This is a genomic window from Polycladomyces subterraneus (assembly GCF_030433435.1).
Taxonomy (GTDB): Bacteria; Bacillota; Bacilli; order Thermoactinomycetales; family JIR-001; genus Polycladomyces; species Polycladomyces subterraneus.
This window is the reverse complement of the sequence record NZ_JANRHH010000031.1, coordinates 130,903-156,883: the sequence shown is the minus strand read 5'-3', so window position 1 is coordinate 156,883 and position 25,981 is coordinate 130,903. Positions and strand designations below refer to the sequence as shown.

The window sequence follows — 25,981 nt, the reverse complement described above, 5'->3', positions numbered from 1 at the left end:
TGAAAACACAACGAAAGAAATGGCAGGGGAGATGATTTCTTGATCGCGTTTGCTTATTTGCCGGTCGTACTGTATGTGGGGTTGGAATGGTTACGGAAACCGCCAGTGAAGGAAATACGCCAATATTGTCTATCCACTTACATTCTGGGTTTGGCGCTTTTTTTGTTGGCGGTTGCACCCACTGTGATCTACGTGATGGATCCAAAGCCGACAATAGGAAATCCATGGTTTATTCTCGGCATCGTGATCGGTTTGTCGGGTGTCTGGATCAGAGCTTCCGCCATGCACACCTTGGGTAGATTGTTCAGTCGCTTCATCGGGATTCAACAGGGACATCACTTGGTACAATCTGGATGGTACCGATACATTCGCCACCCAGGCTATTTGGGGACGATGTTGGTTTTTTTGGGATTTGCCGTATCCACATTGTCAATCACGGCGGTAGTAGTCAATCTGATGGTGTACTTGGCGGCGTATTCCTACCGTATGAGCGTGGAGGAACGGATGATGGAGGACCAATTTGGGGAGGCGTACCGACGGTATCGGAAATCTTCCTGGCGATTGATTCCGCTAGTGTTTTGAGTGGAAGCTATTTTTTAAATCTGATGTTCCAAGTTTGAGTTTACCGATCCACAATGGACAGCGATTCCCACCGTTATTCGTCGTAATCGTCATCCAGCCCTGCCCGCCGATGATGTTATGGGGATTGATGATGTAGATCCTTGAAATTAGGCACCCTTCTTTGACACCGGAGTATCATAAAGCTGAAAAACCAAAATGGGGGTACATCATCCATGGAAAACGAGTATCTTCAACATCAAGGTCCAGCATATACTGATCAATTTGGCGGGGGATTTGGAGGTCCCTTTGGTGGATTCGGCGGATTTCCTTTCGGGGGTTTTGGTGGTCCATTCGGTGGATTTGGTGGATTTCCGTTTGGCCGAAGGTTCTAAGCGAGAAACCACCTATCCGTGTCCGTAACAGGAGCTCACCGTGCGTAATCGATGGTGCTACGTGAGCACACCCTCCTGCCAACAGCTGCATACACAAAAAAAACCCGGTACCCTGTGTTAAGGGACCGGATTTTTTTATCGTCAGTCGCCATCGCTCCGATCGACTACCAAACTGTTTCAACAATGGCGCGTGACTTCTTATTGGAAGACTGTAACGACCTCGCGTGCAGAATCACGCCCATTGGTATGCCTATCTAGGGTTCCGATTAGTGGCTCGCCCCACACGGCTGAAATGCCAGAGGCACTCCCTTTGGTTGCCGTGGGCTTCTCGCTTCATCTGGCGTGGCAACCCATATCCATCTTTTCACGAGTTTTCCTCGCATAGTCGTTTTAAATGTTTTCCACTGCTTGACTTGATTGTGCCAAAATGCTGTCGGACTTGCGGGAGGGCTGCAGCCTTCCCGCGTCCGATGTTCGCTACTATCCCAACCTGAAGGGCTGGGTTTTCTCGCTTGCCCTTAATAAAACACGCGAATGAGCTCCATCTCACCCACACAGGATACTGCGTAGTCGGACAACGTGGCGGGGACGATTACGGCATCTCCGCGACGCAGTGGCATGTCACCGTCAGGCCAGTGCAGACTACCTTGGCCGCCCGTCACAATCACGATGTCCGGATTGCCCTTGCGCCCGTGCACAAAGGAGTGCCGTCCAGACTGCAAGTTCCACTTGTCAATGGTGAAATACGGGCAAGCAGCCAAGCGAGACCCTCGCATGCCGGCTGCCGCGGGAATTTCCTGTGCTGCCGGGAAGGGGTTAGGCTGCGAACCGTACTGCAGGACATCGGCTGCTTTCTCTACGTGCAACTCACGACTCCGTCCGTGTTCGTCCACACGATCCCAATCATAGACGCGGTACGTCACGTCGGAGGTTTGCTGGATCTCGAGCACTACCGTACCGGCCAACAGCGCGTGCATCGTCCGCGAAGGAACAAACACCAGCCGCCCCGGCGAAATCGGCACGTACTCAAGATACGATTTTACGCGTTTCTCTTCGACAGCCTGCATATACTCTTGGCGCGACTTGAAGTGATGACCGTAGATGACGCGCCCATCATCCGGGCAATCCAGCACGTACCACGCCTCGGTCTTACCGAAGTCCGACTCCACCCTGCGCGCGTACTCATCGTCCGGATGCACTTGAACGGACAGATCTTGTGCTGCCTCGATAAACTTAATCAGGAGCGGGAACCGCGGTTGCGGGCTGTCGCCGAGGTATGCTTCTGGATGTTCCCGCACCAAATCGCTCAACGTATTGCCTTGAAACGCCCCCTGTTCGACGACGCTCGTGCCATGTGGATGGCTGGAAACTACCCAGTATTCGCCAATCGGTTGGTTGGTATCGGTGCCGAACCAAGTTTTCAGCGTGTGTCCACCCCAGATCCGCGGCACAGCGATGGGGGTAAATTTGACAGGTTCACATGGGTTCATCGGTTCCACCCCTATCCAAGGTTGTCCACTGTGCATGCCGCGGCATTACCACGGGATAGTAGAGGTGATGCCGCAAGAACGCACGACGTCCGCCACTTCGCGCTTAATCTCCTCCAAGCTCTCGGCGCTGTCCGCTTCAGCCCGCAACACGAGAATGGGCTGCGTGTTTGAACTGCGCACCAACGCCCACCCGGACGGGAACTGGATACGTGCACCGTCAACGTCGACAATCGGATACCGCTTCGCGAAGTGCTCCTTCACCTGCTCGATCACCAACGACTTTTGCGATTCTTCGCAGGTAACGCGCGTCTCAGGTGTTGCGTGGTACTGCGGGACATCAGCAAACAATGCGGAGAGTGGCCGCGTGTCCCGAGACAGGATCCGCAAAAGCCGCCCCGCGGCATACAGCGCATCGTCAAAGCCATAGTACTCATCGTTGAAGAACAGGTGCCCCGACATTTCCCCTGCAAACGGCGCGTTCGTCCTGCGCAGAGTCGCTTTGATATGCGAGTGACCCGTGCGGTGGAACTGGGGCTTGCCACCAAGTCGTTTGATTTCTTCGACCAGCGCCTGCGAACATTTGACTTCAACGAATGCATCACATCCCGGGTATTTGGGGAGAATTTCACGCCAGTAAAGGATCATCAACTGGTCTCCCCAGCGGATGCAGCCTGTTTCGTCCACCACACCGAGACGGTCGCCATCACCGTCAAATGCGATCCCGAGATCCGCGCCTGTTTCTTTGACCACTCGGATGAGATCCTTGAGGTTATCCGGGTCGACGGGGTCTGGATGGTGGTTTGGGAACGTCGGGTCCGACGTGCAGTACAGGGGCACGACTTCACATCCCCAACGCTTCAGTGCCTCCGGCGCAAACGAAGACGCGGTGCCGTTACCACAGTCCACGACCACTTTTAATTTGCGGTCGCCCAGTTGGATCTTTTGTTGCAACATGTTGAGGTACGGCGTGCGAATGTCGACTGCCTTCGTCGGAGCATCCTGCCGAATGACCGGTTTGGGGCCGGTTTCTTCGGCTACAGCCACCATTTCATTGTACAGGTTTTTTACTGATTTGCCGAACAGGGTCGTCTTGTTCTGCGCCACTTTGAATCCGTTCTCGTTGGGAGGGTTGTGGCTCGCTGTGATCATGATGCCGGATGGTACATCGAGATGTTCGAGGCTGAAGTAGAAGATCGGCGAGGTGACTTCCCCAATATCCAGCACTTCACACTGTTCGTCGCTCAGGCCCGCGGCGACTGCACGGGCAAGCGCGGGCGAACTCTGCCGGTTGTCGCGGCCGACGACCACCGTTCGTTGGCCTTCTTCGCGCACCCGGCGGGCAAACGCCCGACCTAACCAGTAGGCGAATGACTCGTGGATTTCTTCGCCGACGACTCCCCGTATGTCGTACTCCCGAAACACATGCTTAGCGATCGCGTTAGCTTTGTTCGTCAGCACACTCATCGTCATCCCCCTCCATGGTTTGATGGAAAATCGCTTCCGTGATCAAATAGGCCAATGTGGATTCGGCGCCTCTGTTGCGATTGGGGCCGTTCTCGGTCAGTCCGTCGCAACAGGAACCGTCCGACGCGTCGGCCATCGGTACGCCCAGGTCGTTGTCGCCGTGGAACCATGCCCGGCACTTGTCCAGCACCGCCCGGTAACCCTTATCCCCGGTGACCTCGTACGCTTGTTGGCATGCCATGGCCAACTTCATTACTTCCACCGGTTGCTGATCCCACTGGCTGATGCCTTGCGGCGTGCACCATCCCCGGTTGCCGATCGGTCGGATCACGTCGTGTGATCCAGTCATTTTTTCAATCAGAAAATCCAGGCTATCCTTGGCCGCCTGTTGCGCCTCGCTGGACGGGAACGTCGCATACCAGTGGAACAAAGCCCACGGGAAGACGCCATTGCTGTAGGTCATGGTCTCTTCAAACCACCGCCAACCCGGTTTGGTATGGCGGCGGTATTGATGGAGCAGCCGATCGCCGAACTGCCGAGCGACAGACGGCAGCTCACGCAGCACCCAATCTCGGAACGGTTGTTCCAATTCGGGATTCGCTTCCGCTTCGCGCACAAGCAGACTTGCCGCTGACAGCACGTGCGCCATGCCGCGCGGAAACTGAATGCTGCCGATCGCGCGAAACCCGTTTTGGCACAAGCGTTGGGCTACGCGAGCACGATCGCGGTCGATATCCCACACCGCAGCAGTCGCAGTGGCCCACAGCACGCGTCCCAGACAGTCGTCCGAAGGCTGCTCAGGTTCCCATTGTCGGTCGTACGCGACGTTGTTGTGGAAGTGGCCATCATCTTTTTGTACCCAAGCCAAGAACGCCAGGTACGTGTCGGCCAAGCTGGCCAGTCGCTCGCCTTCTTCGTTGTTCCCGGTACGATGAGCGTATCGACCCCATTCGACGCATGCCCAAAGTGCCCGGGCGTTGTCGTCCGTGGAGTAGCCTTCCTTTCGACGTGGGATTTTCCCGATGCAGTGTTCGATGATTCCCGTGTCGTCGGTGAGCCGGCGCAGGTGGGTCAGTTTAACGGGAAACGGACCCAACAACGTTGCCTTCAGATTCAGATTTCCGGTGTGTCTGCGACAGCTCACCGAACAACCGGGCGTGCGACTCTCCGACGCGCGGCCAAGACATTTCGCGACCAATCTGCTGGATTCGTCGCTCCCATTGCTGCAAAGTGGTGGAACTGGACAAGAGACGGCTGATGGCCTGCGCCCAAGCGTCCACATCGTCGTGCGGGATGAGCAGATCCTGAAATTCGCCGAGTAAGTCTTGCGCGTACGCGTACGGCGTGCTCAAGACAGGTCGGCCTAGTCCCACCGCGTAGGCCAGCGTTCCGCTCGTGATCTGTTGCATGCCGGGATACGGCGTGACGTACAGATCGCATGCCATTATGTGATCGACCAACTCGTCCTCGGAGAGGTAGCGGTCGATCATCACCACGTGCTGCTCCAAGTTGAGCTCCCGGATCATATCGTTGAGCTGTTCCCGGTACGCCTCACCTTCGCGTTTTTTCACCTCTGGGTGGGTTTGGCCAACGATGGCGTACAGGACATTCGGAACCTGGTGGATCACTTTCGGCAAGGCTTTGAGGATCAGTTCAAGGCCCTTGCCTCGGCTGAGCAGCCCAAACGTCATCACGACTCGTTTGTCAGACCAGCCGAGTTGCTTGCGCAGCGGCTCGCGCCGGTCCGGCGCGGGCACCGGCGTACCGTGCGGGATGTACACCAATTTGCTCTTCGGCAATTGGTATTCATTGGCCAACAGGTCGATGGCCCGCCGGTTCATCACCACGATGCGGTCGCTGCGTCGCGCGATTTCCTCTTGCACACTGCGTAGAGGCTCTTGAGGAGATTCAAGCACCGTGTGGAACGTGGTGACCAACGGCTTGCGCAACTCGCGCACGAAATCCAGTACGTATTCGCCGGCGTTGCCGCCGAATATCCCAAACTCGTGCTGTAGCGAAACCACGGTGACTGGGCTGTCGTTTACGCGTTGGGCCAACTTGCGGTAATCCTCGCGGACATCGCGGCGGAGGAACCATAGTGACGGGTCATACTCCTGTAAGTCTTCGCTTTGGTCGACCATCGCGATCACGGTGTCAGCCTCGCACCCTTTCTCCGCGCTCTGGACGTACTGCCGGAGATGGCTGGTGTAGGTGGCGAGGCCGCACCGCTTTGGTACATATGTGCTGACATAAGCAACATGACTCATCTTTGGACCACCTTCTTGTTGGCGACATAGAATGGAGGCTGCACTGCGACCGAAAATTCCGGACCGACGATAGTGTTACTGATTGTACGGTTGCCCTCAAGGCGAGCACCTGGCAAGACGACGGAGTGTGAACAAGAGGTACCGGATTCAACCGTCACTTTGTCACCCAGCACCGCGTAAGGACCGACGACGCAACCGCGCCCAACCTTCACGCCGTTTCCGATGACCACAGGCGGAACCAGCGCCACATCGTCGGCGATGTCGACATCCTCGCCTGTCCATATTCCTTCTTTTTGCTCAGGGTAAGAGAGTTGAAGGGCGCACTTGCCGTCGAGAACGTCCCGGTGCAACGCAAGATAACGGTCGAGCGTCCCCATGTCCAACCAATAGCCACGCACGAGCCAGCCGTAGACGGGGAAACCCTTGCGAATCAGTGTCGGGAATGTCTCACGCTCGATCGACACCTCGCGCCCGGCCGGGATCCATTCCAACGCCTCTTTCTCCATCACGTAAATACCCGCATTGATACGGTTGGAAGGTGCGGCGTGACGCGGCGGTTTCTCCACAAAGCGGACGATCCGGCCCGACATGGTTTGCTGGACCACGCCGTAGTGAGAGGGGTCTTCTACTTCCGTCAAGCCAATCGTGACCAGCGCGCCGTTCGTCTGATGGAATTCCAGCAACGGCACGAGCTCAACATGATTGATGATGTCGGCGTTCACGACGATGAATCGGTCCGTCAACAATTGTTCCGCATGCTTGATAGCCCCAGCTGTACCGAGCAGCTCAGGCTCCTGACTGTACTCGATGCGAACACCGAATTTGCGCCCGTCTTCGAAGTGTTTTCGAATGACATCCGCGTTGTGCTTGACAGCAATGACGAACTCAGAAATGCCTTGCGATTTGAGGTGTAGGATGAGGTGTTCAAGCCATGGCCGATTGACGACCGGAGCCATAGGCTTGGGGAGGCGTTCAGTCAGAGGTCTCAAACGTGTTCCCAACCCGCCAGCTAACAACAGTGCTTTCATTTACATCCCCCCATTTGGCTAGATATGGAATCTATCACCAAAGAGAGACGAATGGTAAATGAAAGAGAGTGGCATCCCGGACAGCAAGACAGTTTGCAGCGCTGCTAAAGTCTTCTGCCGAAATCACCGACTGACTGTAGGTTGTTAGCACTCACATCAAGCGGCTGATAACAACGACAAATTCATTATATACTAATTCGTGGAAAAACACAAGTCGGCCAAGATAGGCCGACGCACGGCACATCTGGTACTCCGTGAAAGATACATGCGGACTCCAGATTCTCATCCCAAAAGGTTAAAAATATTTCGTTCTTGATATCCAAGACCAACAACGAAAAAACCGGCTCCCCTCTTCATAGGGGAACCGGCTTGTTGCATTGGTTGATTGATCACAGCATCCGAGCCGAATTGCTGGATGATGCCGCGTTTGGGCATTAGGATGCCTGCAAAATCTCGTCGATCTTCGCCAGTGCCTCGTCCGGAATCACAACTCCCGAGGCTTTGATATTGTCTTCCACCTGTTCGGGCCTGCTCGCCCCGATAATCGCACTGGAGACGTTCGGTTGACGCAGCGTCCAGGCCAGCGCAAGCTGAGCCAAGGAGAGGCCGAGTTCTTCGGCAATCGGACGCAGACGTTCTACTTTTCTCAAGTTCTCCTCTTTCAGCCACGATTTTACCGTTTCCGTGCCGTGTTTATCGGTCGCCCGGCTGCCCGCAGGCGCATCGTTCACCGCTTTGTACTTGCCGGCAAGCACGCCTTGAGCAAGTGGCGAGTAGACGACTTGTCCGATGCCGTTCCGCTCGCACAGCGGGATGATTTCCTTCTCAATCTCCCGCGCAAACATGTTGTACAGCGGCTGATTCACCACGATGCGATGCAGCAGATATTTGTCGACAATCGATACTGCTTCAGCGATTTGCGCCGCTGTCCAGTTGCTGATGCCGATGTACAGCACTTTGCCTTGCCGGACGAGGTCGTCCATCGCCCGCAGTGTTTCTTCCATGGGCGTATCGTAGTCGAATGCGTGGCAGTAATATACGTCGATATAATCGAGACCCAGCCGTTTCAAACTTGCTTCACACTGTTCCATGATATGCTTGCGGGACAATCCTCGATCGTTGGGACGTTCGCCCATCGGTCCCCAAACTTTGGTCGCCAACACGTACGATTCGCGGGGATACTTTCGCAGGGCCTCGCCAACGATCTTCTCCGCTTCGCCGTGCATATAAATGTTGGCCGTGTCGAAGAAGTTGATTCCCAGTTCGTAAGCCTTGTCAATGATGGAGATCGCCTGCTCCTTACCGACATAGCCACCATACGTCAGCCAGCTTCCCAGACTGATTTCGCTCACTTTCAGTCCGGAGTTTCCGAGTCGACGGTACTTCATTTTCGATCACCTTCCCATGAAAGTTTTCGAAAAATGGGTAGCCGCCGCGATTCCCAATATTATATTATCACGAACTTCATTTCATCGTCCGAATCGTGGTGTTCTTTATTTTTGGGGGACAGCCACTCGGCCAGGTGCGAAGCGGGAATCCGACTGTCCTCCGCTCTGTCGGGCTTAGGGCGTCGCTCACTTGAAAAACGTTGCACCATACCGAATGACCAGACACTACCTGAGCGGACTACGCGCACAGTACAGATTGGAGGATCGCCAGATTGGCCTGTTCGTTCAGCCGGAGTTGATCGGTGTGACGCCAGACGTCAGCAGGGGGGACCGGCAGTTCACCGCAGACGTCGATTCCAATGACGTTCTTCTGCCGAACGAGTGTTTGCAGTGCTATGAGCAGTTCCTGCAGATGCATATTTCCATGATCCCAGTTGGTTACGGCAAAGGCGCGATCCAATACGTCCTTGTCGATACTGATGTAAATGTCTTCGGTCGGGATCGCGGAAAGCAGCTTCTGCGGATCACCTGTGTTTGGCCAAAGGACAATTTTACGATGCGATTTAAAAGGATCGAGATTTCGCTCCGCGCAAACCCCGACGATCAGCACTTGCCGTAGATGCGGAAATCGCGCTGCCGCCTCGGCTACCCACGATCCGCACGACAACAGCCCGGAAATGCCGTTCGAAAGCTTCGCATCGGTGTGATTATCAAACAAGACAAGGCTGAACGGCCGGTTGATTTCGCTGAGCAAAAGATACGTGACGTAGTGATAATTTCCGTTGCCGATAAACGTGATCCCGCGACCGATCCGGTCGGACAACCTGTGGCCAATTTCTGTAAACGCCTTGTGTGCGCAAAACAGATTGGCCTCCGAGATGTCCGTAAGTTCAATCCATTCGTCAGCAAAGCCGGACAGTTTAGGTTGCCAAGGATAAGCGTCGCCAAAGTTCAACAACGTCACGTCATGATGAAGGAGTCCCATGATCATCCTTCCTTTCCTTGCGAAAACGAAATGAACGATCAGGTTTCCTTTCATGAGGTGGAGATATGAACTTTGGTCGATATAAATATACTAAAATGACACAAAGGAGTTAAGAGAGGGGGCATCTTTTCCCCGCTCGCTTCACCTGCGCCCGCCAGGGAGCAAAAAAGGTCACTGGTACTGGAAACGGGTCGCGGGCAAAGTACGCTCATAGAGGAAATTGCCCGCGAATCTTGCTCCTGCGTTTTCCGAATCGATGCTCGGTCGGGCTTAGGTATTGTCGATCGTTTCCCTGAAATATCAAACCCTCGGCCATTTCTATCGAAAAAGTCGAGGGTTTGTCCATCACTTCAAGAAGAGGGGTTCAGTTCCTCTTTCAAATGGATCACTTGATATTGTCGCTGAGCAAAGAGGTCAACCCGTCACTCGTCAACCTGCAACCGACATAAAAGGGACCAAATTCTCCAAATCGCGCACTTACCTCATCAAATCTCATTTCAGTTACCAGCTTTTTGAAAGTCAAGGGGTCGTCTGAAAACAAGGAAACTCCCCATTCCCAATCATCAAAGCCGATCGCGCCTGTAATGATCTGCCGAACCCTTCCCGCATACGAACGGCCGATCATTCCGTGGCTTTTCATCATTTTTCTGCGTTCTTCTACCGAGAGCATATACCAGTTATCTTCCCCAAGTCTCCGTTTATTCATGGGATAGAAACATACATATTGCGTCTTTGGCAGGATCGGTTCGAGACGTTCCCGGAAAGCAGGATCACTAAAGGGATCGGTACCCGGAGGAATCGTGTAAGAACTGAGTTCAACAACAGAAGTAAAGGAATAGGGAGTTGAAGTGACATCGGCAATATCCAGTTTATCAAACTGCAACTTTACTTCGTTTAATTCGTCGATTGTGGGGCGAAGATGGACAAACAATAGATCCGCTTTATGCCCAAGGATGGCATATTGACCAAAGCTACCTTTACGGTTGTCCTCAACCGTTGACCATTCCTGGATGGTGTCAAGCAACTCCTGAATCATTTGTTCCCTTTTTGAGGGGTTGATGGATTTCCATTTGTTCCAATCGATCTTGCGAAAATCATGATAGACAAACCATCCTTCGTAGGTGTTTACAGCTTGGCTCATTTTTTCACTTCCTTTTCGAGATTGATTTATCGTTATGAACTCTTGAGGGTTACCCGTTCTGATGGGTCAAGGTTAGCCCCCTTGTGGGAAAGCAATGTTTTGAATCCCAGTAAACTTAAAGAGCAAACCAAAAGGGTCACGATCGATACATGGAGGAGAAACGCCATTAAGTGTAACTTTGTGATAATAAGCAGTGCACCGCTGAGTATTTGCAGAACAGCCAGAAGAAGGGCGTGAACGCTTCCGGCCCATAAATCGTTTCTTTCTAAGCGTATCCGATAAGCCAATAGGTTTAATCTTAAAATCAGTAACAACAACACAAAGGCCATCAGTCGGTGAGTCAAATCAATGAACAAGGCTTCATGCACTTGACTGTAGGACTCCGTTGGAAAGGGCCATCCCTGGAAATAGATACCAGACCCTGTGAACGAAACATACGAACCAAAATAGATGACCAAAAAACAGTAAATGAACGTTCCCCATGCCCATTTACCCAACTGTTTCACACGATCGGTCTTGTGTATGACAAACATTTGGCCTTTTCCGGTTTCCATCTGTCGAAGGATGGCCGTCCACAAATACAAAGCGGTCAATGAGACGAGTGACAATCCCATATGAAGGGCTAGTACTGAAGGGGGATTATCAAAAAAACAGTCATCGCTCCCAGAGCAGCTTCCCCAACAAAGCCAGCAAAGCAGATCCCCATTAGAACCCGAATCTCTTTTCTTGTTCGGTATCGTTTCCATGTGGCTACTGTTAGGCAGACCAAGAGAACGAGATCAATGACCACAATCAATCGATGGATAAACTCAATAGCCGTATGAAAATCCCACTCGGCAGGAATGATCCCCCCTTTACAAAACGGCCAATCTCTCCCACATCCTAGCTCTGAACCGGTTTGGGTGTCAATAAAACCTAAGATATTGATCAAAAACAACCCGACGAGAGTTACGAAAGCGAGTGGAAAAATATTGGTTCGTCTCTCACCAGATTTTATCATACCTTAACAGCCCCCTCCCCTCTTCAGGAGAAAACGAAGAACTAAAGCAGTGAATCAATCGCCATAGAGGTAAACAAAACCGCCAAGTAAATCAGTGAAGCGAAAAATGTTCGTTTCGCCCACACGGTGCGATCATCTGGTTCATACCACATGCGTATTTGAAAGAACAAAAATGCCAAGCCGGATATGATCGCTGCTGCCAAATACAAGCCGCCTACAGCACCGGTGAAATACAGGCTGAAAGTAGTGAGCAAAAGAACGAAGGTGTAAAACAAGCACTGTCTTTTCGTGTTCCTTTGGCCACGAACGGCCGGCATCATCGGAACGCCTGCACGTACATATTCGTCATTTTTCACGATCGCCAGCGGCCAGAAATGGGGAGGGGTCCAAAAGAAGATAATCGCGAACATGATCACGGCCGGCCAGCCGATATTCCCTGTCACCGCCGACCAGCCAATCATGGGCGGAATGGCGCCGGCCCCACCCCCTATCACAATATTTTGTGGTGTTTTTCTTTTCAGCCACATGGTGTAAATTACGGTGTAATACAAAAAACCGGCAAGAGACAAAATTGACGTAAGTCCGTTAACAAACACCCAAAGCCAAATCAGGGACAACAGTTCCAAGCCGATACCAAAGAGCAGAGCAGATTGCAGCCGGAGTTGTCCGTTCGGAAGCGGTCGACCTATCGTTCGCTTCATGATTTTGTCGATGTCACGGTCGTACCACATGTTAATCGCCGACGCCCCTGCGGCGGACAGGGCCAGACCGATCGCCATTGCGGCCATTGTCCAAACATCGGGCAATTCTCCTTTGGCAACGATTGCTGCGCAGATCGCCGTAAAAATCATGAAGATCGCGATTCGCAGTTTGGTGAGCGCAAGGTATGCTTTGAATTTCTCCATCGCTATCAAAAAGGTTCGTTGCTGTGATTGAATAGAATCCAACAACGGAGCCGACATCTTTCCCACTCCTCACTGGGGATCATTGAACCTGGGAATTAAAAGTCATGACCCATAATGATCCGGCAACAACGGCAAACGTGAACAAAAACCCGAGTGCGATCGCAATGGAATGATAAGCCGGCCCGCGGCTTTCTGTGATATGCATAAAGAAGATCAATTGTATCAGGATCTGAAGGATGGCCAGTGCCAATAAGATGGTAATGATGCTCCCTTGGGACAAGGGAGCTTTCACAGTGAACCACAGCGCCAAAACCGTCAGCACAATGGATCCGACATAACCGATCACATGCGCCCAAGGAAAAGACTTCTTTGATAAATGTTCTTTGTTCATCATTTCATCACCCCCATGAGATAAACGACCGTATAGATCATTACCCATACCACATCCAGGAAGTGCCAATACAATCCAGCGTTGAATAATTTCCGGGCTGTCGTGGGTTGGATCCGGTCACGCATCAGCTGGATCCCGACAGAGATCATCCAGACGATCCCCAGGGACACATGAAGACCGTGTGTGCCCACCAGAGTGAAGAACCCGGACAGGAACGCACTGCGCTGCATCGTTGCCCCTTCCAACGAATAGGATAGAAATTCATTGACCTCGATCCCGACAAACGCGAGACCGAGCAAGATGGTCACAGCCAGCCACCCCATGAGTCGTCCTAAATGGCCATTGCGCATTTCACGCACAGCCAGTCCACAGGTAAAACTGCTGGTTAACAAGATAAAGGTTTCAAGCGTAAACATCGGAATGTCAAACAGCTGCGCCTCCGTCGGCCCCCCATCCGTATGCGTGCGCAGTACGAGATAGGTGGCAAACAGACAAGCAAACAGCACAAGATCCGTCGCCAGGAAAATCCAGAAACCAAGGATATGTTTTTCTTCTTCTTCCATTCCATGTTCGAATGACTGCTGATTGGAGATCGGGCTTCCGGTTGCTTCAACCATATTACAACCCCCTTTATGACGCTTCCATTTGCTTAATTTCGTCAACGGAAATCCAGTGGCCCGTATCTTTTTCAAGCGAACGCCACAGCATGCACACCACCACACCGATCAGCCCGACTGTAGCGATCATGAATTGGTTAAAGACCAAACCGAATCCGGCGACAAAGAACGCCAACCCCATAAAGAAAGGCAGAGATGAATTGTTCGGCATGTGAATGGGTTTCAACTCTTTTGTCGATGAAAGGCTGTATTCTTTTCGTTGTTGTTTCATCTCCCACCAGGCATCCCGCCCATTTACTGTGGGGATTTGGGCAAAATTGTAATACGGGACGGGCGATGGCAGGGACCATTCCAAAGTGCGGCCATCCCATGGGTCCCCCGTCATATCGCGTTCCCCGTAACGAATACTGTAAAGGACTTGAACCACGATAAAGAGAAACCCGATACCCATCAAATACGCACCAATGGTTGAAACAAAGTTGAGTGTCCCCCACCCTGTTGCAGCGGGATACGTGTACACACGTCGGGTCATTCCCATGAGCCCCAGCGCGTATTGCGGCATGAAACAAACGTAAAATCCAATGTTGAAGAACCAGAACGCCCATTTGCCGAGGGTTTCGTTCAATTTAAAGCCAAACATTTTCGGCCACCAGTAATACATCCCTGCAAGCAACCCAAATACCGCCCCTCCGATCAATGTCTGATGGAAGTGGGCGATGACAACGTAACTATTGTGAAACTGGTAATCTCCAGGAGCCGCCGCAAGCATGACCCCGGTCGCTCCACCGATGGCAAAACAGGGGATAAAGGCTAGCGTCCAAAGCATCGGTAATGTGAGTCGGATCCGGCCTCTGAACATCGTGAACAGCCAGTTGAAAACCTTGACACCTGTAGGGATGCCGACAGCCATCGAAGCCACCGCAAAGAAACTGTTGACGCCCGGACCCGCACCCATCGTGAAGAAATGGTGTACCCAGACAAAATAGCCGATGACACTGATCAGCATGAGTGAAATGACCATGGACTTGTAACCGAAAATGTATTTCTTGCTAAATGTGCTGACAATTTCAGAGAAAATACCGTACACAGGAAGGATGGCAATATAAACTTCCGGGTGTCCCCAAATCCAGAAGAGGTTGACGTACATCATGGGATTCCCGCCATGCAACATCGTAAAGAAATGGGTTCCGGCAATGCGATCCAGTCCCAAGAGTGCCAGTGCGACTGTCAAAGCGGGAAAGGCAAAGATAATCACAATACAGGATGCAAGGACGGACCAAGTAAATAACGGCATCCTCATCAGCGTCATACCGGGTGCACGCATTTTCAGGATCGTGACAATAAAGTTGATACCTGTTGCGATGCTTCCAATCCCGGATATTTGAAGGGAAAGAACATAATAATTGATCCCCGGTCCTGGACTGTGTGACAACTCCGCCAACGGTGGATAGCTGACCCACCCGGCGTCAGGAGAACCACCCAGTACGAAGGAAAGGTTAAACAACAATGCACCGAAGAAAAACAGCCAAAAACTTACGGCGTTTAAGAAGGGAAAGGCTACGTCACGAGCTCCGATTTGCAGCGGAACAGCGATATTCATCATGGCAAAAAGCATAGGCATAGCCACGAACAAAATCATGATGGTTCCGTGTGTGGTAAAGATTTCATTGTAGTGTTGTGCGTCCAAAAAATTCATACCTGGAAAAGCGAGTTGGGTTCGCATCAGCAGAGCATCTACGCCGCCACGAAACAACATCAACAGGGCACAAATCAGATACATGATCCCGATCTTTTTATGATCGACTGTCGTGATCCATTCGCGCCACAGCCATCCCCATTTTTTGTAGTACGTCAGAGCGACCACGATACCGATAAGAGTCAAAACGATCGCAACCGCTGACATCTGTATCAAGGGGTCAGCGTTTTTCAAATACAAAACCAGACTTTTGAACATCCTCCACTCCCACCTTTCTCATCAATTTCCCATAGGCATTTGATGTTGTCCATCCATTGGCATTGGATGTTGCTCATGTTTCCCGTGCCAATACATCCCTCCGTTTTTATTGACGATATTTTTATAAAGCGAGGTTGGGTAAGAGGAATAAGATTGTTGTTTAACGACACTTGGTTTTACGAGCTGATTGTATTTTTCATTTGTTAAAGCAGGTGCAGATGCTTTGACACTTTTTACCCACGACTCAAACTCAGACTGCGGTTTCGCAACCACTTGAAAGTTCATGTGAGCAAAGCCTTTTCCGGTAAAGTTGGCTCCACGCCCTTCGAACACCCCCGAACGGTCTGCCTGCAACCAAAGTTGCATCTCCATCCCCGGCATGGTGTACACCTGGCCGCCCAACCGCGGAACCCAGAAGGAGTTCATGGGTGCGTCTGCAGTTAACACGAATTGCACCGGTACCCCTGTGGGAATTTCACAGTAGTTGACAGTGGCGATCTTCGAATCAGGATAAAGAAACATCCACTTCCAATCCAACGAAACCACTTGTATGGTGATGGGCTTATGATTTGTCGGTGGCCGGGTCAGTGCGTATGTGTCACGAACGGTAAATACTCCAAGAATAGCGACGATCAGTATGGGAATTCCCCACCATATCGCTTCTAAAATTTTACTCTCTGTCCAGTTGGGCCGATAAGGAGCCTGATTTCCGGGACGATCCCGGTAACGGATCACAATGTAGATCAGGAGACCAAGGACGGGAATGACTACCAGCGAGACTAAAATCGCTGAAAGCACAATGAACCGATATTCTGTATGCGCTACAGGTCCAGCAGGATCAAGCAGGGCAAATCGGTCACTGCATCCTGGCAACAGGAATAACAGAACAGAGCTGAAAAGAACTTGTTTTAGCCGACTTGATATCCCCGTTTTCTTCAAAGGTTTCTCCCTCCCATAATCAAAACTGAAATTTTGTCTGTGAAATGAGTGTAGGCGACATTGGACAAAATAAATGTGATGAATTTCACAAAAGGATGTTTACAGAATATCGGCGTTTCGTTATCGTTTTGTCACTTAACTACTCCAAAGCTATATCTCATAGTCAAACTGAATTTTGTCTGTATAAATGAGTGTAAGCGTTATCGGGCTAAGCAATTGTGATGGATGTCACAAAAAAAGAGGTGTTCACAGAATATCGACATTGCGGTTACATTTTTGTCACTTAACAGCTCAAAGGGATGTCGCGTTGAACAGAATCCCGTCGCAGAAGGAAATAGACGCAATCTATACGCCGACAGTGGGATACATCCAGGCGGGGAAAGATCCCCGCCCGAATTTACCGGAATTTTCTTGGTGCGGTGATTAACGAGCCGCCACGGGTGTCGGCTTGATTTTGCTATTGGAGAACGGCTGTTTCAATTGCTCTTTCATGCCAGTTTCCCACAACACTTCGATCATCTTCATTTCCTCTTCTGTAAGCGGCGTTTTCTCCGGCGCCTCCGCAAATTCGCGCAAGTTCTCTTCACTGGTGATATTGGGCAGCACGGATTTGATCGCGGGGCTCGCCAAAGAGAAGAGAATGGCTGCTTGACCAATGGTCCGGTCAGTTCCTTCATACAGGAATCTCAACCTGCGAACCGCATCCAGACCAGCTTTCATCCACTCGATCGGCCTGTGGGAGCGGTGGTCTCGTTTATCGAAATGCTTGTCCGGATCATAGGTGCCGTCGAGGAGACCTGATGCGTGCGGGACGCGGACAATCAAGGATTTATTCAGTTTTTCGGCCTCCCGGATCAGTTCTCGGGCAGGATCTTGCTCCAGCAAGTTGTGAATGATTTGCGCCATGACGTACCGCTCGTCACGGAGCGTGGCCAATCCTTCGTCCCGCCAGCCAAGGTCCGGTCCCAAAGCAACACCATAGGTGCGGATTTTTCCTTCCTCTTTCAACCGTTCCAGCGTCTCAAGCACTTCATCACTCTGGATCGCTTCCATTCGTGCGTTATGCAATTGGTAGAGGTCGATCACGTCGGTCTTCAATCGGCGTAGGCTTTCTTCGCAGGATTGACGGATCGAGGCGGCGTCCCAGCGCTGGGGCAATTCGGAGTGTCTGCCGTGTCGGTCGCCCCGTTTGGCATAGATATCGTAGCCGAATTTGGTGGCGATCACTACTTTGTCACGAAGCCCTTCCAACGCTTCCGCCAAGAGGGTTTCTCCTTTTCCTTGACCGTACACGTCCGCGGTGTCAAAAAACGTAATACCGTAATCTTCATATGCCATGCGTAACAGGCGTTTGCCGAGCGTATCGTCTTTGACGCCCCACCATGGTGTAGCAACGGACCAAACGCCGAAACCAACTTCGGAGACTGATGTGTCGATGCCAGGCATGTTGCGGTATTTCATCAAAATAACCTCCTTCTCATATCTTCACATCGCACGGTGGCGATGGGATAATACTGTGTGTTCAGTCGAAAACCTCGACACCGTCCTGTTTACCGATAGCTAAAAATCCGTTTGGAGCTTTGTATTGTGTTTACAGTTTGAAGACCAGTCGTGCTTTCGTTTGCGCTTTTTCTACTTCTTCAAAGGCTTCGTGCACTTGATGAAGGTGTCTGGTCTCATAGATGACTTTTGTCCGCCCCTCCGCATGCAATTGGAACGTTTCCTCCAGATCGGTGCGGGTACCTACGATGGACCCAATCACCTGGATACCGTTGAATACGGTCTCAAAAATGGGCAACTGCATGTAGTTGTCCGCTGGCAACGCGACAAGGACGAGGCGGCCGCCGCGGCGTAGGGAATGGAAAGCTTGCTCAAAGGCCTTGGGCGAGACAGCCACGCTGATGGCTGCATCGGCACCGCCCAGTTTTTTGATCTCTTCCACAGGGTCCTGGTACCGGGCGTTGACCACATAGTCCGCTCCCAACTCCTTGGCCAGTTGCAACTTCTTATTGAAGAGATCGACAGCCACCACCGTCGCCCCTGTCACTTTGGCGTATTGCAGGGCCAGGTGGCCGAGCCCGCCGATGCCGAAAATGGCCACGAGGTCCGACGGCCGAGCACCGGACATCTTCACCGCCTTGTAGGTAGTCACCCCAGCGCAGGTCAAGGGCGCCGCATCCAGCGGGCTGATGCCGTCAGGCACCTTGACGATGTGTTTGGCGTAGCCGATCGTGTATTCGGCATGGGTGCCGTCGATGGAGTAACCGGTGTTAAACTGGGACTGGCACAGTGTCTCCCAGCCGGAGTTGCAGTATTCACAATTTCCGCATGCGTAACCCAGCCAAGGGAGGGCCACCCGGTCCCCTTCCTTGATCCCCGTTACTCCTTTTCCGACCACCTCCACGATACCGATCCCTTCATGTCCCGGGATAAAGGGCAATTTCGGTTTGACCGGCCACTCCCCATTTGCCGCGTGAATATCAGTGTGGCACAATCCTGAGGCTTCGACTTTCACACGAACCTGTCCTACTCCGGGTTCCGGAATATTCACCTCCTCAATTCGAACCGGTTCCGCAAAGTCTCGTACAACCGCGGCCAGAATTTTTTTTAGCCATCTCTTCACACCTCCCAACAAAGCATGAACGCCATGATTGTGCCAATATCTGCCGTGTTGTATTGTCGACAGAAGAATCGTGGGGTGTAGTGGATATCAGTGAAGATGACCGCGGTCACCATCCACGATGGATACGGCCAACCCCTCACCCTCGTCAATCAGGGCCAAATCAGTCACTCTATCCAGGCAATTTGATTGCCCTGTTTTCTTCAAAGGTTTCACACTCCCATCATCAAGCTGAGATGTTGTCTGTTTACATTAGCGTAAGCCGAGTTGGAGAAAGAAAATGTGATGTATTTCACAAAAAATGGCTCGTTCACAGAAAATCTATATTACAGATATAATAAGTGTAAGCAGTATTGGACTATGTGAATGTGATATGTTTCACGATTGTTCACAGAAAGTCAAAATTACGGTTGGAGTTTTGTCATTGACTACTCAGAAGGATATTGCAATGAATTTAATTGGGCAAATTATGTCTGGTTGCAGCTTTGCTGCCTCTGCCCCCAATAATAAATTTGGAGGCGGTATTGATGGACCGCAAATTCGAGATTCTCAAACGTGTTCCTCTGTTCTGTGAGTTGACAGATGATGAATTGGAGAAAATCTCTCATATTACGGTTTTGCGACACTATCGAAGGAATTCAACAGTCTTTGTGGAAGGTCAGCAGCTTAGTACGGACTACTTCATTCAATCGGGGATCGTCAAGGTCACAAAGGTGCAAAATAATGGAAATGAACAGATCATTTGTCTTTTGCAAAAAGGTGAAATGTTTCCCCACGTAGGGTTTTTCTGCGATTCACCGTATCCCGGAACGGCTGTAGCAGTCACGGATTGCATATTGTTAGCCATATCGATAGACGACTTTGATCGATTGATGGATTCGAATCCACTCATCGCAAAATCAGTCATGAAAATGATGGATAAACGGCTCCTTTATTTTCAAAGACGTTTACAAGATGTGATTTCGGGAGATGTCCATCGAAAAGTTGTGATCACCTTATTGTGGCTAGTAGAGGAATACGGAATTTTGAGGGAAGATGGTATATTTATTTCCATTCCTTTAACCCATCAAGATTTTGCCAATATGTTGGGAATGTCACGGGAATCGGTCAACCGTGTGCTCAACCAACTAAAAAAAGATCAGTTGCTGAATATCAATCGAAAGGGCATCTTGATTTACAATCCGGATGCACTGCAACGTACACTCTCCCCTGTTAAAGAATGAAAGAATACAGGGGTTTTTTTATGCAAAAATCACAAAGAGTTTGATCCATCAATCTGATGTCAGTTGCTGAGATGAAAAAGGAAAAAGGGGTTAATGTATATTCCACCGTCATGAGACTGCTGACAAAGTGGCTGAGTTTGTATCTGATGAGTCTGTCCGCTTGGCTTTCCCGGCTCGCTCCACCTACGCCCTGCAAGGAAGCCAGTCTTGGCCGCTCCAAACCGGTGAGCACAGGACGCGGGCAAAGTCCGCTTCACTAAAGGAAATTGCACGCGATGAATTCCTGCACTTTCTGGTTCTCCGCTCGGTAGGGCTTGGTCAGTCGCTCTACCGGGAAACGTTGCGTCCTGATCAATTTGCCAGACACGGAGACGGGAGATCAAAGCCCACGAACTTTATCAACTACCTGGCGCCGGTATTCCACCGCGCCATTCTTACAAAGTGGCGCGCTGGCTACAGGGGGCACGTGTAAGCGAAAAAACGGGTTGATCCGTTTCTTTGCCAAGAGTATTAATCGTTATATAAAATCACTTTCATCGCTTTTTCTTTGGGTGCGTTGCGAAATACCTCGTACGCCTGCATAATCTGGTCTAGCGGAAAACGGTGGGTGACCAACTGTTGTGGTTTGATCTTCCCGGACTGCACCGTTTTGATCAGCATCGGTGTCGTGCTCGTACTAACCAGCCCTGTCGTGATCTTGACATTGCGAATCCACAATTGTTCCAGGTGCAATTCGACAGGCTTGCCGTGGACACCGACGTTGGCCAGCCGTCCTCCGGGCTTCAGGATTTGCTGACAGATGTCAAAAGTCACCGGGAAACCGACAGCCTCAATCGCTACATCGACACCCTTACCGTCGGTTAATTCCATCACTTGCTCAACCGCATTTCCCTTGGAGCTGTTCACTGTCCTGGTGGCCCCGAACTTTCTGGACATCTCCAAGCGATTATCGTCGAGGTCGATCATGATGATCTCCGCCGGCGAATAAAGTTGCGCTGTCAAGAGTGACGCCATCCCGACCGGTCCGGCCCCGACAATAGCAATGACTTCCCCCGGCTGAACTTCGCCGTTGATCACCCCGATTTCCAAACTCGTCGGAAAAATGTCGCTCAACATGACAAGTGCTTCCTCATCGGTTCCCGGAGGAATATGATACAAGCTCGTATCGGCATAAGGGATCCGAACGTATTCCGCCTGAGTACCGTCGATCAGGTGCCCCAAAATCCAACCCCCGTCTTCACAGTGGGCGTACATCGCTTTTTTGCAATAATCGCATCTTCCACAGGAAGTGACACAAGAAATCAGCACTCTGTCGCCGGGTTTGAAATTGCTGACACCCGAGCCGACTTCTTCTACTATTCCAACCCCTTCGTGTCCCAGGGTTCGGCCGTCGGTTACCGCCGGTACATCACCGCCCAAGATATGCAAATCTGTGCCGCAAATCGTCGTTTTGGTGATTCTTACGATGGCATCCGTCGGATTTTGAATCGTCGGCTTTTCCTTCTCTACCCACTCAAATTTTCCCGGACCACGGAATACAAGCGCTTTCATTATTCTGCGCCCCCTCATTTTTGTCGCGAAGTTGTCTTTCAAGCTACCCAATTTTAAGGTTGTCCGTCCGAATCTAACGGGGATTATATGGGACTTCTTTTGAACTAATCGAACGATGACTGTCTATCGTTAATATGCCAATTTGCTCTTCTGTCCATTCCAATTTTTTACGGGGACCTACCAGCTGATCATCATTTCAAATAATGAACGATCGCGTAGTTTAAACTATCCATGTGAAATGGGAAAAATTAGCGCGATGCCTGTGATAATGAGTCTTAGAAGGGGTCAGCTTGACACTTGTATTCGTCATTTCATTTGCCATTCTGGGGTATTACGGGGGAGAGATGTACCAAACGATACCCCCATTCCAAAACGTGTGCTGACCAGTACAGCTACCGTACTATTTGCCGACAAAGAAATTAAGGATTCTCCGTGGAATGGTAATCCCAGTTGGTATCATCTTTTGTTGTTTATGGGATGGTTGTTGTTCTATATGCTACTTATGCGTTTAAAGAATGGATCAACCCAGTACCAAGCAAACAAGGCACTGTCAGAAATGCCCATTCACCATGTTCATGAGGAACCACCGGTTTCGTCCTAGTCTCCCTTTTCCCCCAATGCAACTCTAACTTCCGATGTAAAAATAAAAGATCCCACTTGCACCAAGTGAGATCCAACATCGTGACCGACAGCGGGACAAGAGCCCTTATGGCCTTCTCGGCCACATACTTCTGTATTAAACCAAACATAATCGGCCAAATCCTATAGCGCTCCCTTTTAAGATGAGATGGTCAGGTGTGTAGAGCTCTACGTTAACATGACTTGCATATCTGCTTGTACATCCCCAATCAATTTTAAGCCAAATCTCTCTTGTAATACTTGCAACACGCCTGGCGAAATAAACTCAGGAGCTTTCGGTCCAATACGGATATCTTGAATACCTAAGCTAAACAACCCCAATAGGATGGCAACTGCTTTTTGCTCAAACCAAGATAACACGATACTGACTGGCAGTTCGTTTATCTCACATCCAAATGCTTCGGCTAGTGCAGCCGCAATCTTCACAGTGGAAATCGAATTATTACATTGTCCTAAATCAATATAGCGTGGAATATCTGTACCTGGTACGACTCCGTAATCTACATCGTTAAAGCGAAACTTGCCGCAAGAAGTGGTTAGAATAACCGTTTCTGGTGGCAAGGATGTGGCTAATTTTCGATAATATTCGCCACCTTTCCCTGGAGCATCACAACCTGCAATGACAAAGAAGCGCTTAATTTTTCCATCTTTCACAGCCTGGATAATTTCCGGCGCTATTCCCAGTACTGTCTCATGGTGGAAACCTGTAACGAGCTCTTGATCAGACTCTATATTCACTTCCGGAAGCTCTAAAGCACGCTTAATCAATGGTGTAAAATCATCATTTTCAATTTTTTGTACTCCTTCAAGCCCAGCTACATCGTAAGAGAAGAAGCGGTCTGCATATGTACCTTTAATGGGCATGACACAGTTCGTTGTTGCTAAAATAGCGCCTGGGAATCTTTCAAAGAGCCTTCTTTGATCAAACCATGATTTCCCGATGTTCCCTTTTAAATGAGGATACTTTTTCAATTTAGGATAACCATGTGCTGGTAACATTTCTGAATGTGTATATATATTGATCCCTTTATCCATCGTTTGCTCTAATAATTTTTCAAGTGCAAGCAAATTGTGCCCTGTTACCAAAATTGCTTTTCCTTCTATTTTATTTTGGCTAACACGAACGGGCTGTGGAATCCCAAAGCGTTCTGTATGAGCTCGATCTAGCAATTCCATCACCCGGATCGCTGCTTGCCCAACTTTCATCGCCATCTCAAAATGCTCTTGCTCATTAAAGTTGGAATTGGTCAGTGTCATGTAAAGTGCTTCATGTGTGGTAGCATCTACTAACGGGTCTGTATATCCGAGCTGATAAGCATGTGTACGATATGCAGCGATCCCTTTTAACCCAAAAACCAAAATATCTTGCAGACTAGCGATCACTTCGTTTTTTCCACAAACTCCGATAATTTTACATCCACCCATTGGTGTCTGCTCACATTGGTGACAAAACATATTTCCCTTCCTCCTTCTCACATAACTCACGTGAATCCATCCAAGCTATAGCAGCAAACTCTTTGTCAGCCACATAAATTACTCTTATCTATTGATTTGTTATATATTCCATACCATGGATATGGTTCGCGGTCGCCCAAGCTTGTCAAGGTCACTCTTTGTCGGAGAGAGCTAAGAAGTGCATTCAAAAAAGGTCACCATCTGAGGTAGAAACGGCCAACCTCTCATCTCCATCAACCAGGACCAAATTGGTCACTGCATCCAGGCAAAAGGAATAAAAGGACGCAGCCCAAAAGAAACATTTTATTCGGCTTAATCCCCCCCTTTTTTCTAGGTTTCACACTCCCATCATCAAACTGAAATGTTGTCTGTATACTTAGCGTAAACCGAGTTGGAGAAAGTGAATGTGATGGATTTCACAAAAATAGGTTGTTCACAGAAAGTCAATATTACGATTGGAGTTTTGTCATTGACTACTCAGAGGGATATTGTAATGAATTTAATTGGGCAAATTATGTCTAATTGCAGCTTTGCTGCCACTACCGCATAAAAAATGTGGAGGCGGTATGGTTGGACCGGAAATTCGAGATTCTCAAACGTGTTCCGCTGTTCAGTGGACTAACAGATGATGATTTGGAGAAAATCGCACGTATAACGGTTTTAAGAAACTATCGAAAGAATTCAACGATCTTTGTGGAGGGACAGCAGCTTCGCACGGTCTACTTCATTCAATCGGGGATCGTTAAGGTCACTAAGGTCGAGAAAAACGGAAACGAGCAGGTCATCTGTCTTCTGCAAAAAGGGGATATGTTTCCCCATGTGGGATTTTTCGGCGATTCACCGTATCCCGGAACGGCTGTAACTGTTACGGACAGCCAATTGTTAGCGGTATCGACGGATGACTTCGATCGATTGTTGGATTCGAATCCACTCATCGCAAAATCAGTCATGAAAATGATGGATAAAAGGCTTCTTTATTTGCAAAAACGCTTGCAAGAGGTGATTTCGGGAGATGTCCATCGAAAAGTTGTGGTGACCTTGTTACGGTTGGTGGAGGAATACGGAATTCGGAGGGAAGATGGGGTTTTCGTTTCCATTCCGTTAACCCATCAAGATTTTGCCAATATGTTGGGAATGTCACGTGAATCGGTGAACCGTGTGCTTAACCAACTAAAAAAAGATCAGTTGCTTGATATCAATCGAAAAGGCATCTTGATTTACGATCCGGATGTACTGCAACGTACACTCTCCCCTGTTAAAGAATGACAAAAAACAGGGGCTTTTTTTATGCAAAAAATCACAATGAGATTGATCTAACTCATGTACATTTGTAGTGAGACATGGGGTCAACGAGATGGGGGGTGGCATTGCGCACAAGTGATACCACTGTAATCCATTTTCGTGAGGAGTGAATCGATATGGCAAAACCGAGCTATCAACCCAATCTGGATTTAACGGATTGGAAAAAAACAGATACACGGGAATTCGATAAAATTCTAATGATCGTAGCACCCGAACTACATTCTTTTATCGAAGAACACGCTACTTTAAGCCAGTTGATGGATCAGGTAAGGGAAGGCTATCATGCCGAGCTTTACCACAAGGCTTTGGATACAATCGGTCATGAATTGGAGCATCATTTTTTGTACGAAGAAAAATATATTCTTTCTCGTTTGGCAAATCATATCACAGAGACGGAAGTGGGTCCCATCGCCAAATTAAAAAGCGAACACAACATCATCCGGAAACATTATCAAGAAGCAATGGCCCTGTTTCAAAATCATGATCCCGAAAACCCTTCACATGAACTCATACAAAAAATGGGGCTGCTTGCCTATCTGTTAAAAAAACATATTGAGAAGGAGGATCATTACCTGTTCCCATTGTTTAGCGTGATTTTGACTCAAGAGGAAAAAACGGCGATCGCCCATGATGTCCATCTTCATACATCAACCAGAAAAGAATGATTTC

The 25,981-nt window shown here is 49.9% G+C and carries 23 protein-coding genes; 4 read left to right on the top strand and 19 right to left on the bottom strand.

The genetic code is table 11. The features are described 5' to 3' along the window. The first annotated feature begins 39 nt into the window (after window positions 1–39). Window positions 40–582 (top strand): methyltransferase family protein, encoded by a 543-nt coding sequence (locus NWF35_RS07770; protein WP_301238484.1) that lies wholly within the window; start codon window positions 40–42, stop codon window positions 580–582. An 889-nt stretch (window positions 583–1,471) separates the two neighbouring features. On the opposite strand, the gene NWF35_RS07765 is transcribed toward NWF35_RS07770, so the two are convergent. From NWF35_RS07765 to adhP, 17 genes are all read right to left on the bottom strand, one after another. Further along, window positions 1,472–2,443: a type I phosphomannose isomerase catalytic subunit gene (locus NWF35_RS07765; RefSeq protein ID WP_301238483.1), complete on the bottom strand. Its 972-nt coding sequence runs from the start codon at window positions 2,441–2,443 to the stop codon at window positions 1,472–1,474. Window positions 2,444–2,488: 45 nt separating this feature from the next. Further along, entirely contained in the window at window positions 2,489–3,907 is a 1,419-nt protein-coding gene (locus tag NWF35_RS07760) for a phosphomannomutase/phosphoglucomutase (RefSeq protein WP_301238482.1), read from the bottom strand. Continuing rightward, a complete protein-coding gene (locus tag NWF35_RS07755; protein WP_301238481.1) occupies window positions 3,882–5,003 on the bottom strand; it encodes a glycoside hydrolase family protein in 1,122 nt (373 codons plus the stop codon). Before NWF35_RS07755 ends, NWF35_RS07760 begins: the two co-directional genes overlap by 26 nt. Further along, window positions 4,984–6,174 (bottom strand): glycosyltransferase family 4 protein, encoded by a 1,191-nt coding sequence (locus tag NWF35_RS07750; RefSeq protein WP_301238480.1) that lies wholly within the window; start codon window positions 6,172–6,174, stop codon window positions 4,984–4,986. Before NWF35_RS07750 ends, NWF35_RS07755 begins: the two co-directional genes overlap by 20 nt. Continuing rightward, window positions 6,171–7,202: a nucleotidyltransferase family protein gene (locus tag NWF35_RS07745; RefSeq protein WP_301238479.1), complete on the bottom strand. Its 1,032-nt coding sequence runs from the start codon at window positions 7,200–7,202 to the stop codon at window positions 6,171–6,173. Before NWF35_RS07745 ends, NWF35_RS07750 begins: the two co-directional genes overlap by 4 nt. Window positions 7,203–7,636: 434 nt before the next feature. Next, window positions 7,637–8,590 carry an aldo/keto reductase family protein gene (locus NWF35_RS07740; RefSeq protein WP_301238478.1) on the bottom strand — a complete coding sequence of 318 codons (954 nt, stop codon included), beginning with the start codon at window positions 8,588–8,590 and terminating at the stop codon, window positions 7,637–7,639. Window positions 8,591–8,828: 238 nt separating this feature from the next. Then, window positions 8,829–9,575 (bottom strand): arginase family protein, encoded by a 747-nt coding sequence (locus tag NWF35_RS07735; RefSeq protein WP_301238477.1) that lies wholly within the window; start codon window positions 9,573–9,575, stop codon window positions 8,829–8,831. Window positions 9,576–9,960: 385 nt separating this feature from the next. Beyond that, entirely contained in the window at window positions 9,961–10,716 is a 756-nt protein-coding gene (gene hemQ, locus NWF35_RS07730) for a hydrogen peroxide-dependent heme synthase (protein ID WP_301238476.1), read from the bottom strand. Between the two features lie 32 nt (window positions 10,717–10,748). Continuing rightward, the gene (locus NWF35_RS16845) at window positions 10,749–11,330 is read right to left on the bottom strand and encodes a COX15/CtaA family protein (protein WP_363321578.1); all 582 of its coding nucleotides are present in this window, start codon (window positions 11,328–11,330) and stop codon (window positions 10,749–10,751) included. A gap of 8 nt (window positions 11,331–11,338) precedes the next feature. Continuing rightward, complete coding sequence (locus tag NWF35_RS07725; protein WP_301238475.1) at window positions 11,339–11,716, bottom strand: COX15/CtaA family protein; 378 nt, start codon at window positions 11,714–11,716, stop codon at window positions 11,339–11,341. Between the two features lie 41 nt (window positions 11,717–11,757). Beyond that, the gene (locus tag NWF35_RS07720) at window positions 11,758–12,678 is read right to left on the bottom strand and encodes a heme o synthase (RefSeq protein ID WP_301238474.1); all 921 of its coding nucleotides are present in this window, start codon (window positions 12,676–12,678) and stop codon (window positions 11,758–11,760) included. A 22-nt stretch (window positions 12,679–12,700) separates the two neighbouring features. Further along, window positions 12,701–13,015, bottom strand: a complete 315-nt coding sequence (locus NWF35_RS07715; protein ID WP_301238473.1) for a cytochrome C oxidase subunit IV family protein — start codon at window positions 13,013–13,015, stop codon at window positions 12,701–12,703. Further along, window positions 13,012–13,629 carry a cytochrome (ubi)quinol oxidase subunit III gene (locus NWF35_RS07710; RefSeq protein ID WP_435873851.1) on the bottom strand — a complete coding sequence of 206 codons (618 nt, stop codon included), beginning with the start codon at window positions 13,627–13,629 and terminating at the stop codon, window positions 13,012–13,014. Before NWF35_RS07710 ends, NWF35_RS07715 begins: the two co-directional genes overlap by 4 nt. Window positions 13,630–13,642: 13 nt before the next feature. Then, window positions 13,643–15,583, bottom strand: coding sequence for a cytochrome aa3 quinol oxidase subunit I (qoxB, locus tag NWF35_RS07705; RefSeq protein WP_301238472.1), 1,941 nt, complete (start codon window positions 15,581–15,583; stop codon window positions 13,643–13,645). A gap of 21 nt (window positions 15,584–15,604) precedes the next feature. Continuing rightward, on the bottom strand, window positions 15,605–16,522 hold the full coding sequence (locus NWF35_RS07700) for a ubiquinol oxidase subunit II (protein WP_301238471.1): 918 nt from the start codon (window positions 16,520–16,522) through the stop codon (window positions 15,605–15,607). A gap of 423 nt (window positions 16,523–16,945) precedes the next feature. Beyond that, window positions 16,946–17,983, bottom strand: a complete 1,038-nt coding sequence (locus tag NWF35_RS07695; protein WP_301238470.1) for an aldo/keto reductase — start codon at window positions 17,981–17,983, stop codon at window positions 16,946–16,948. Between the two features lie 130 nt (window positions 17,984–18,113). After that, a complete protein-coding gene (gene adhP / locus NWF35_RS07690; RefSeq protein ID WP_301238504.1) occupies window positions 18,114–19,124 on the bottom strand; it encodes an alcohol dehydrogenase AdhP in 1,011 nt (336 codons plus the stop codon). 545 nt (window positions 19,125–19,669) lie between these two features. Between adhP and NWF35_RS07685 the strand changes: the two genes are divergently transcribed. Further along, entirely contained in the window at window positions 19,670–20,365 is a 696-nt protein-coding gene (locus tag NWF35_RS07685) for a Crp/Fnr family transcriptional regulator (protein ID WP_301238469.1), read from the top strand. A gap of 510 nt (window positions 20,366–20,875) precedes the next feature. Here NWF35_RS07685 and NWF35_RS07680 read toward each other — a convergent pair. After that, window positions 20,876–21,916 carry a zinc-dependent alcohol dehydrogenase family protein gene (locus NWF35_RS07680; RefSeq protein ID WP_301238468.1) on the bottom strand — a complete coding sequence of 347 codons (1,041 nt, stop codon included), beginning with the start codon at window positions 21,914–21,916 and terminating at the stop codon, window positions 20,876–20,878. 807 nt (window positions 21,917–22,723) lie between these two features. Next, entirely contained in the window at window positions 22,724–24,010 is a 1,287-nt protein-coding gene (gene hcp / locus NWF35_RS07675; RefSeq protein ID WP_301238467.1) for a hydroxylamine reductase, read from the bottom strand. A gap of 570 nt (window positions 24,011–24,580) precedes the next feature. Between hcp and NWF35_RS07670 the strand changes: the two genes are divergently transcribed. Both NWF35_RS07670 and NWF35_RS07665 read left to right on the top strand, forming a co-directional pair. Continuing rightward, entirely contained in the window at window positions 24,581–25,276 is a 696-nt protein-coding gene (locus NWF35_RS07670) for a Crp/Fnr family transcriptional regulator (RefSeq protein ID WP_301238466.1), read from the top strand. 152 nt (window positions 25,277–25,428) lie between these two features. Continuing rightward, entirely contained in the window at window positions 25,429–25,977 is a 549-nt protein-coding gene (locus NWF35_RS07665; protein WP_301238465.1) for a hemerythrin domain-containing protein, read from the top strand. Window positions 25,978–25,981: the final 4 nt, after the last annotated feature.

What these genes read in the sequence shown, in the direction of transcription:
- NWF35_RS07695 (WP_301238470.1), bottom strand. Translation starts at nt 17,983, where the DNA reads ATGAAATACCGCAACATGCCTGGCATCGACACATCAGTCTCCGAAGTT.
- NWF35_RS07665 (WP_301238465.1), top strand. Translation starts at nt 25,429, where the DNA reads ATGGCAAAACCGAGCTATCAACCCAATCTGGATTTAACGGATTGGAAA.
- NWF35_RS16845 (WP_363321578.1), bottom strand. Translation starts at nt 11,330, where the DNA reads ATGGGATTGTCACTCGTCTCATTGACCGCTTTGTATTTGTGGACGGCC.
- NWF35_RS07740 (WP_301238478.1), bottom strand. Translation starts at nt 8,590, where the DNA reads ATGAAGTACCGTCGACTCGGAAACTCCGGACTGAAAGTGAGCGAAATC.
- NWF35_RS07765 (WP_301238483.1), bottom strand. Translation starts at nt 2,443, where the DNA reads ATGAACCCATGTGAACCTGTCAAATTTACCCCCATCGCTGTGCCGCGG.
- NWF35_RS07685 (WP_301238469.1), top strand. Translation starts at nt 19,670, where the DNA reads ATGGACCGCAAATTCGAGATTCTCAAACGTGTTCCTCTGTTCTGTGAG.
- NWF35_RS07760 (WP_301238482.1), bottom strand. Translation starts at nt 3,907, where the DNA reads ATGAGTGTGCTGACGAACAAAGCTAACGCGATCGCTAAGCATGTGTTT.
- NWF35_RS07680 (WP_301238468.1), bottom strand. Translation starts at nt 21,916, where the DNA reads ATGAAAGCGCTTGTATTCCGTGGTCCGGGAAAATTTGAGTGGGTAGAG.
- NWF35_RS07725 (WP_301238475.1), bottom strand. Translation starts at nt 11,716, where the DNA reads ATGATAAAATCTGGTGAGAGACGAACCAATATTTTTCCACTCGCTTTC.
- NWF35_RS07720 (WP_301238474.1), bottom strand. Translation starts at nt 12,678, where the DNA reads ATGTCGGCTCCGTTGTTGGATTCTATTCAATCACAGCAACGAACCTTT.
- NWF35_RS07710 (WP_435873851.1), bottom strand. Translation starts at nt 13,629, where the DNA reads ATGGTTGAAGCAACCGGAAGCCCGATCTCCAATCAGCAGTCATTCGAA.
- hemQ (WP_301238476.1), bottom strand. Translation starts at nt 10,716, where the DNA reads ATGAGCCAAGCTGTAAACACCTACGAAGGATGGTTTGTCTATCATGAT.
- NWF35_RS07745 (WP_301238479.1), bottom strand. Translation starts at nt 7,202, where the DNA reads ATGAAAGCACTGTTGTTAGCTGGCGGGTTGGGAACACGTTTGAGACCT.
- NWF35_RS07715 (WP_301238473.1), bottom strand. Translation starts at nt 13,015, where the DNA reads ATGATGAACAAAGAACATTTATCAAAGAAGTCTTTTCCTTGGGCGCAT.
- NWF35_RS07750 (WP_301238480.1), bottom strand. Translation starts at nt 6,174, where the DNA reads ATGAGTCATGTTGCTTATGTCAGCACATATGTACCAAAGCGGTGCGGC.
- hcp (WP_301238467.1), bottom strand. Translation starts at nt 24,010, where the DNA reads ATGTTTTGTCACCAATGTGAGCAGACACCAATGGGTGGATGTAAAATT.
- NWF35_RS07735 (WP_301238477.1), bottom strand. Translation starts at nt 9,575, where the DNA reads ATGGGACTCCTTCATCATGACGTGACGTTGTTGAACTTTGGCGACGCT.
- qoxB (WP_301238472.1), bottom strand. Translation starts at nt 15,583, where the DNA reads ATGTTCAAAAGTCTGGTTTTGTATTTGAAAAACGCTGACCCCTTGATA.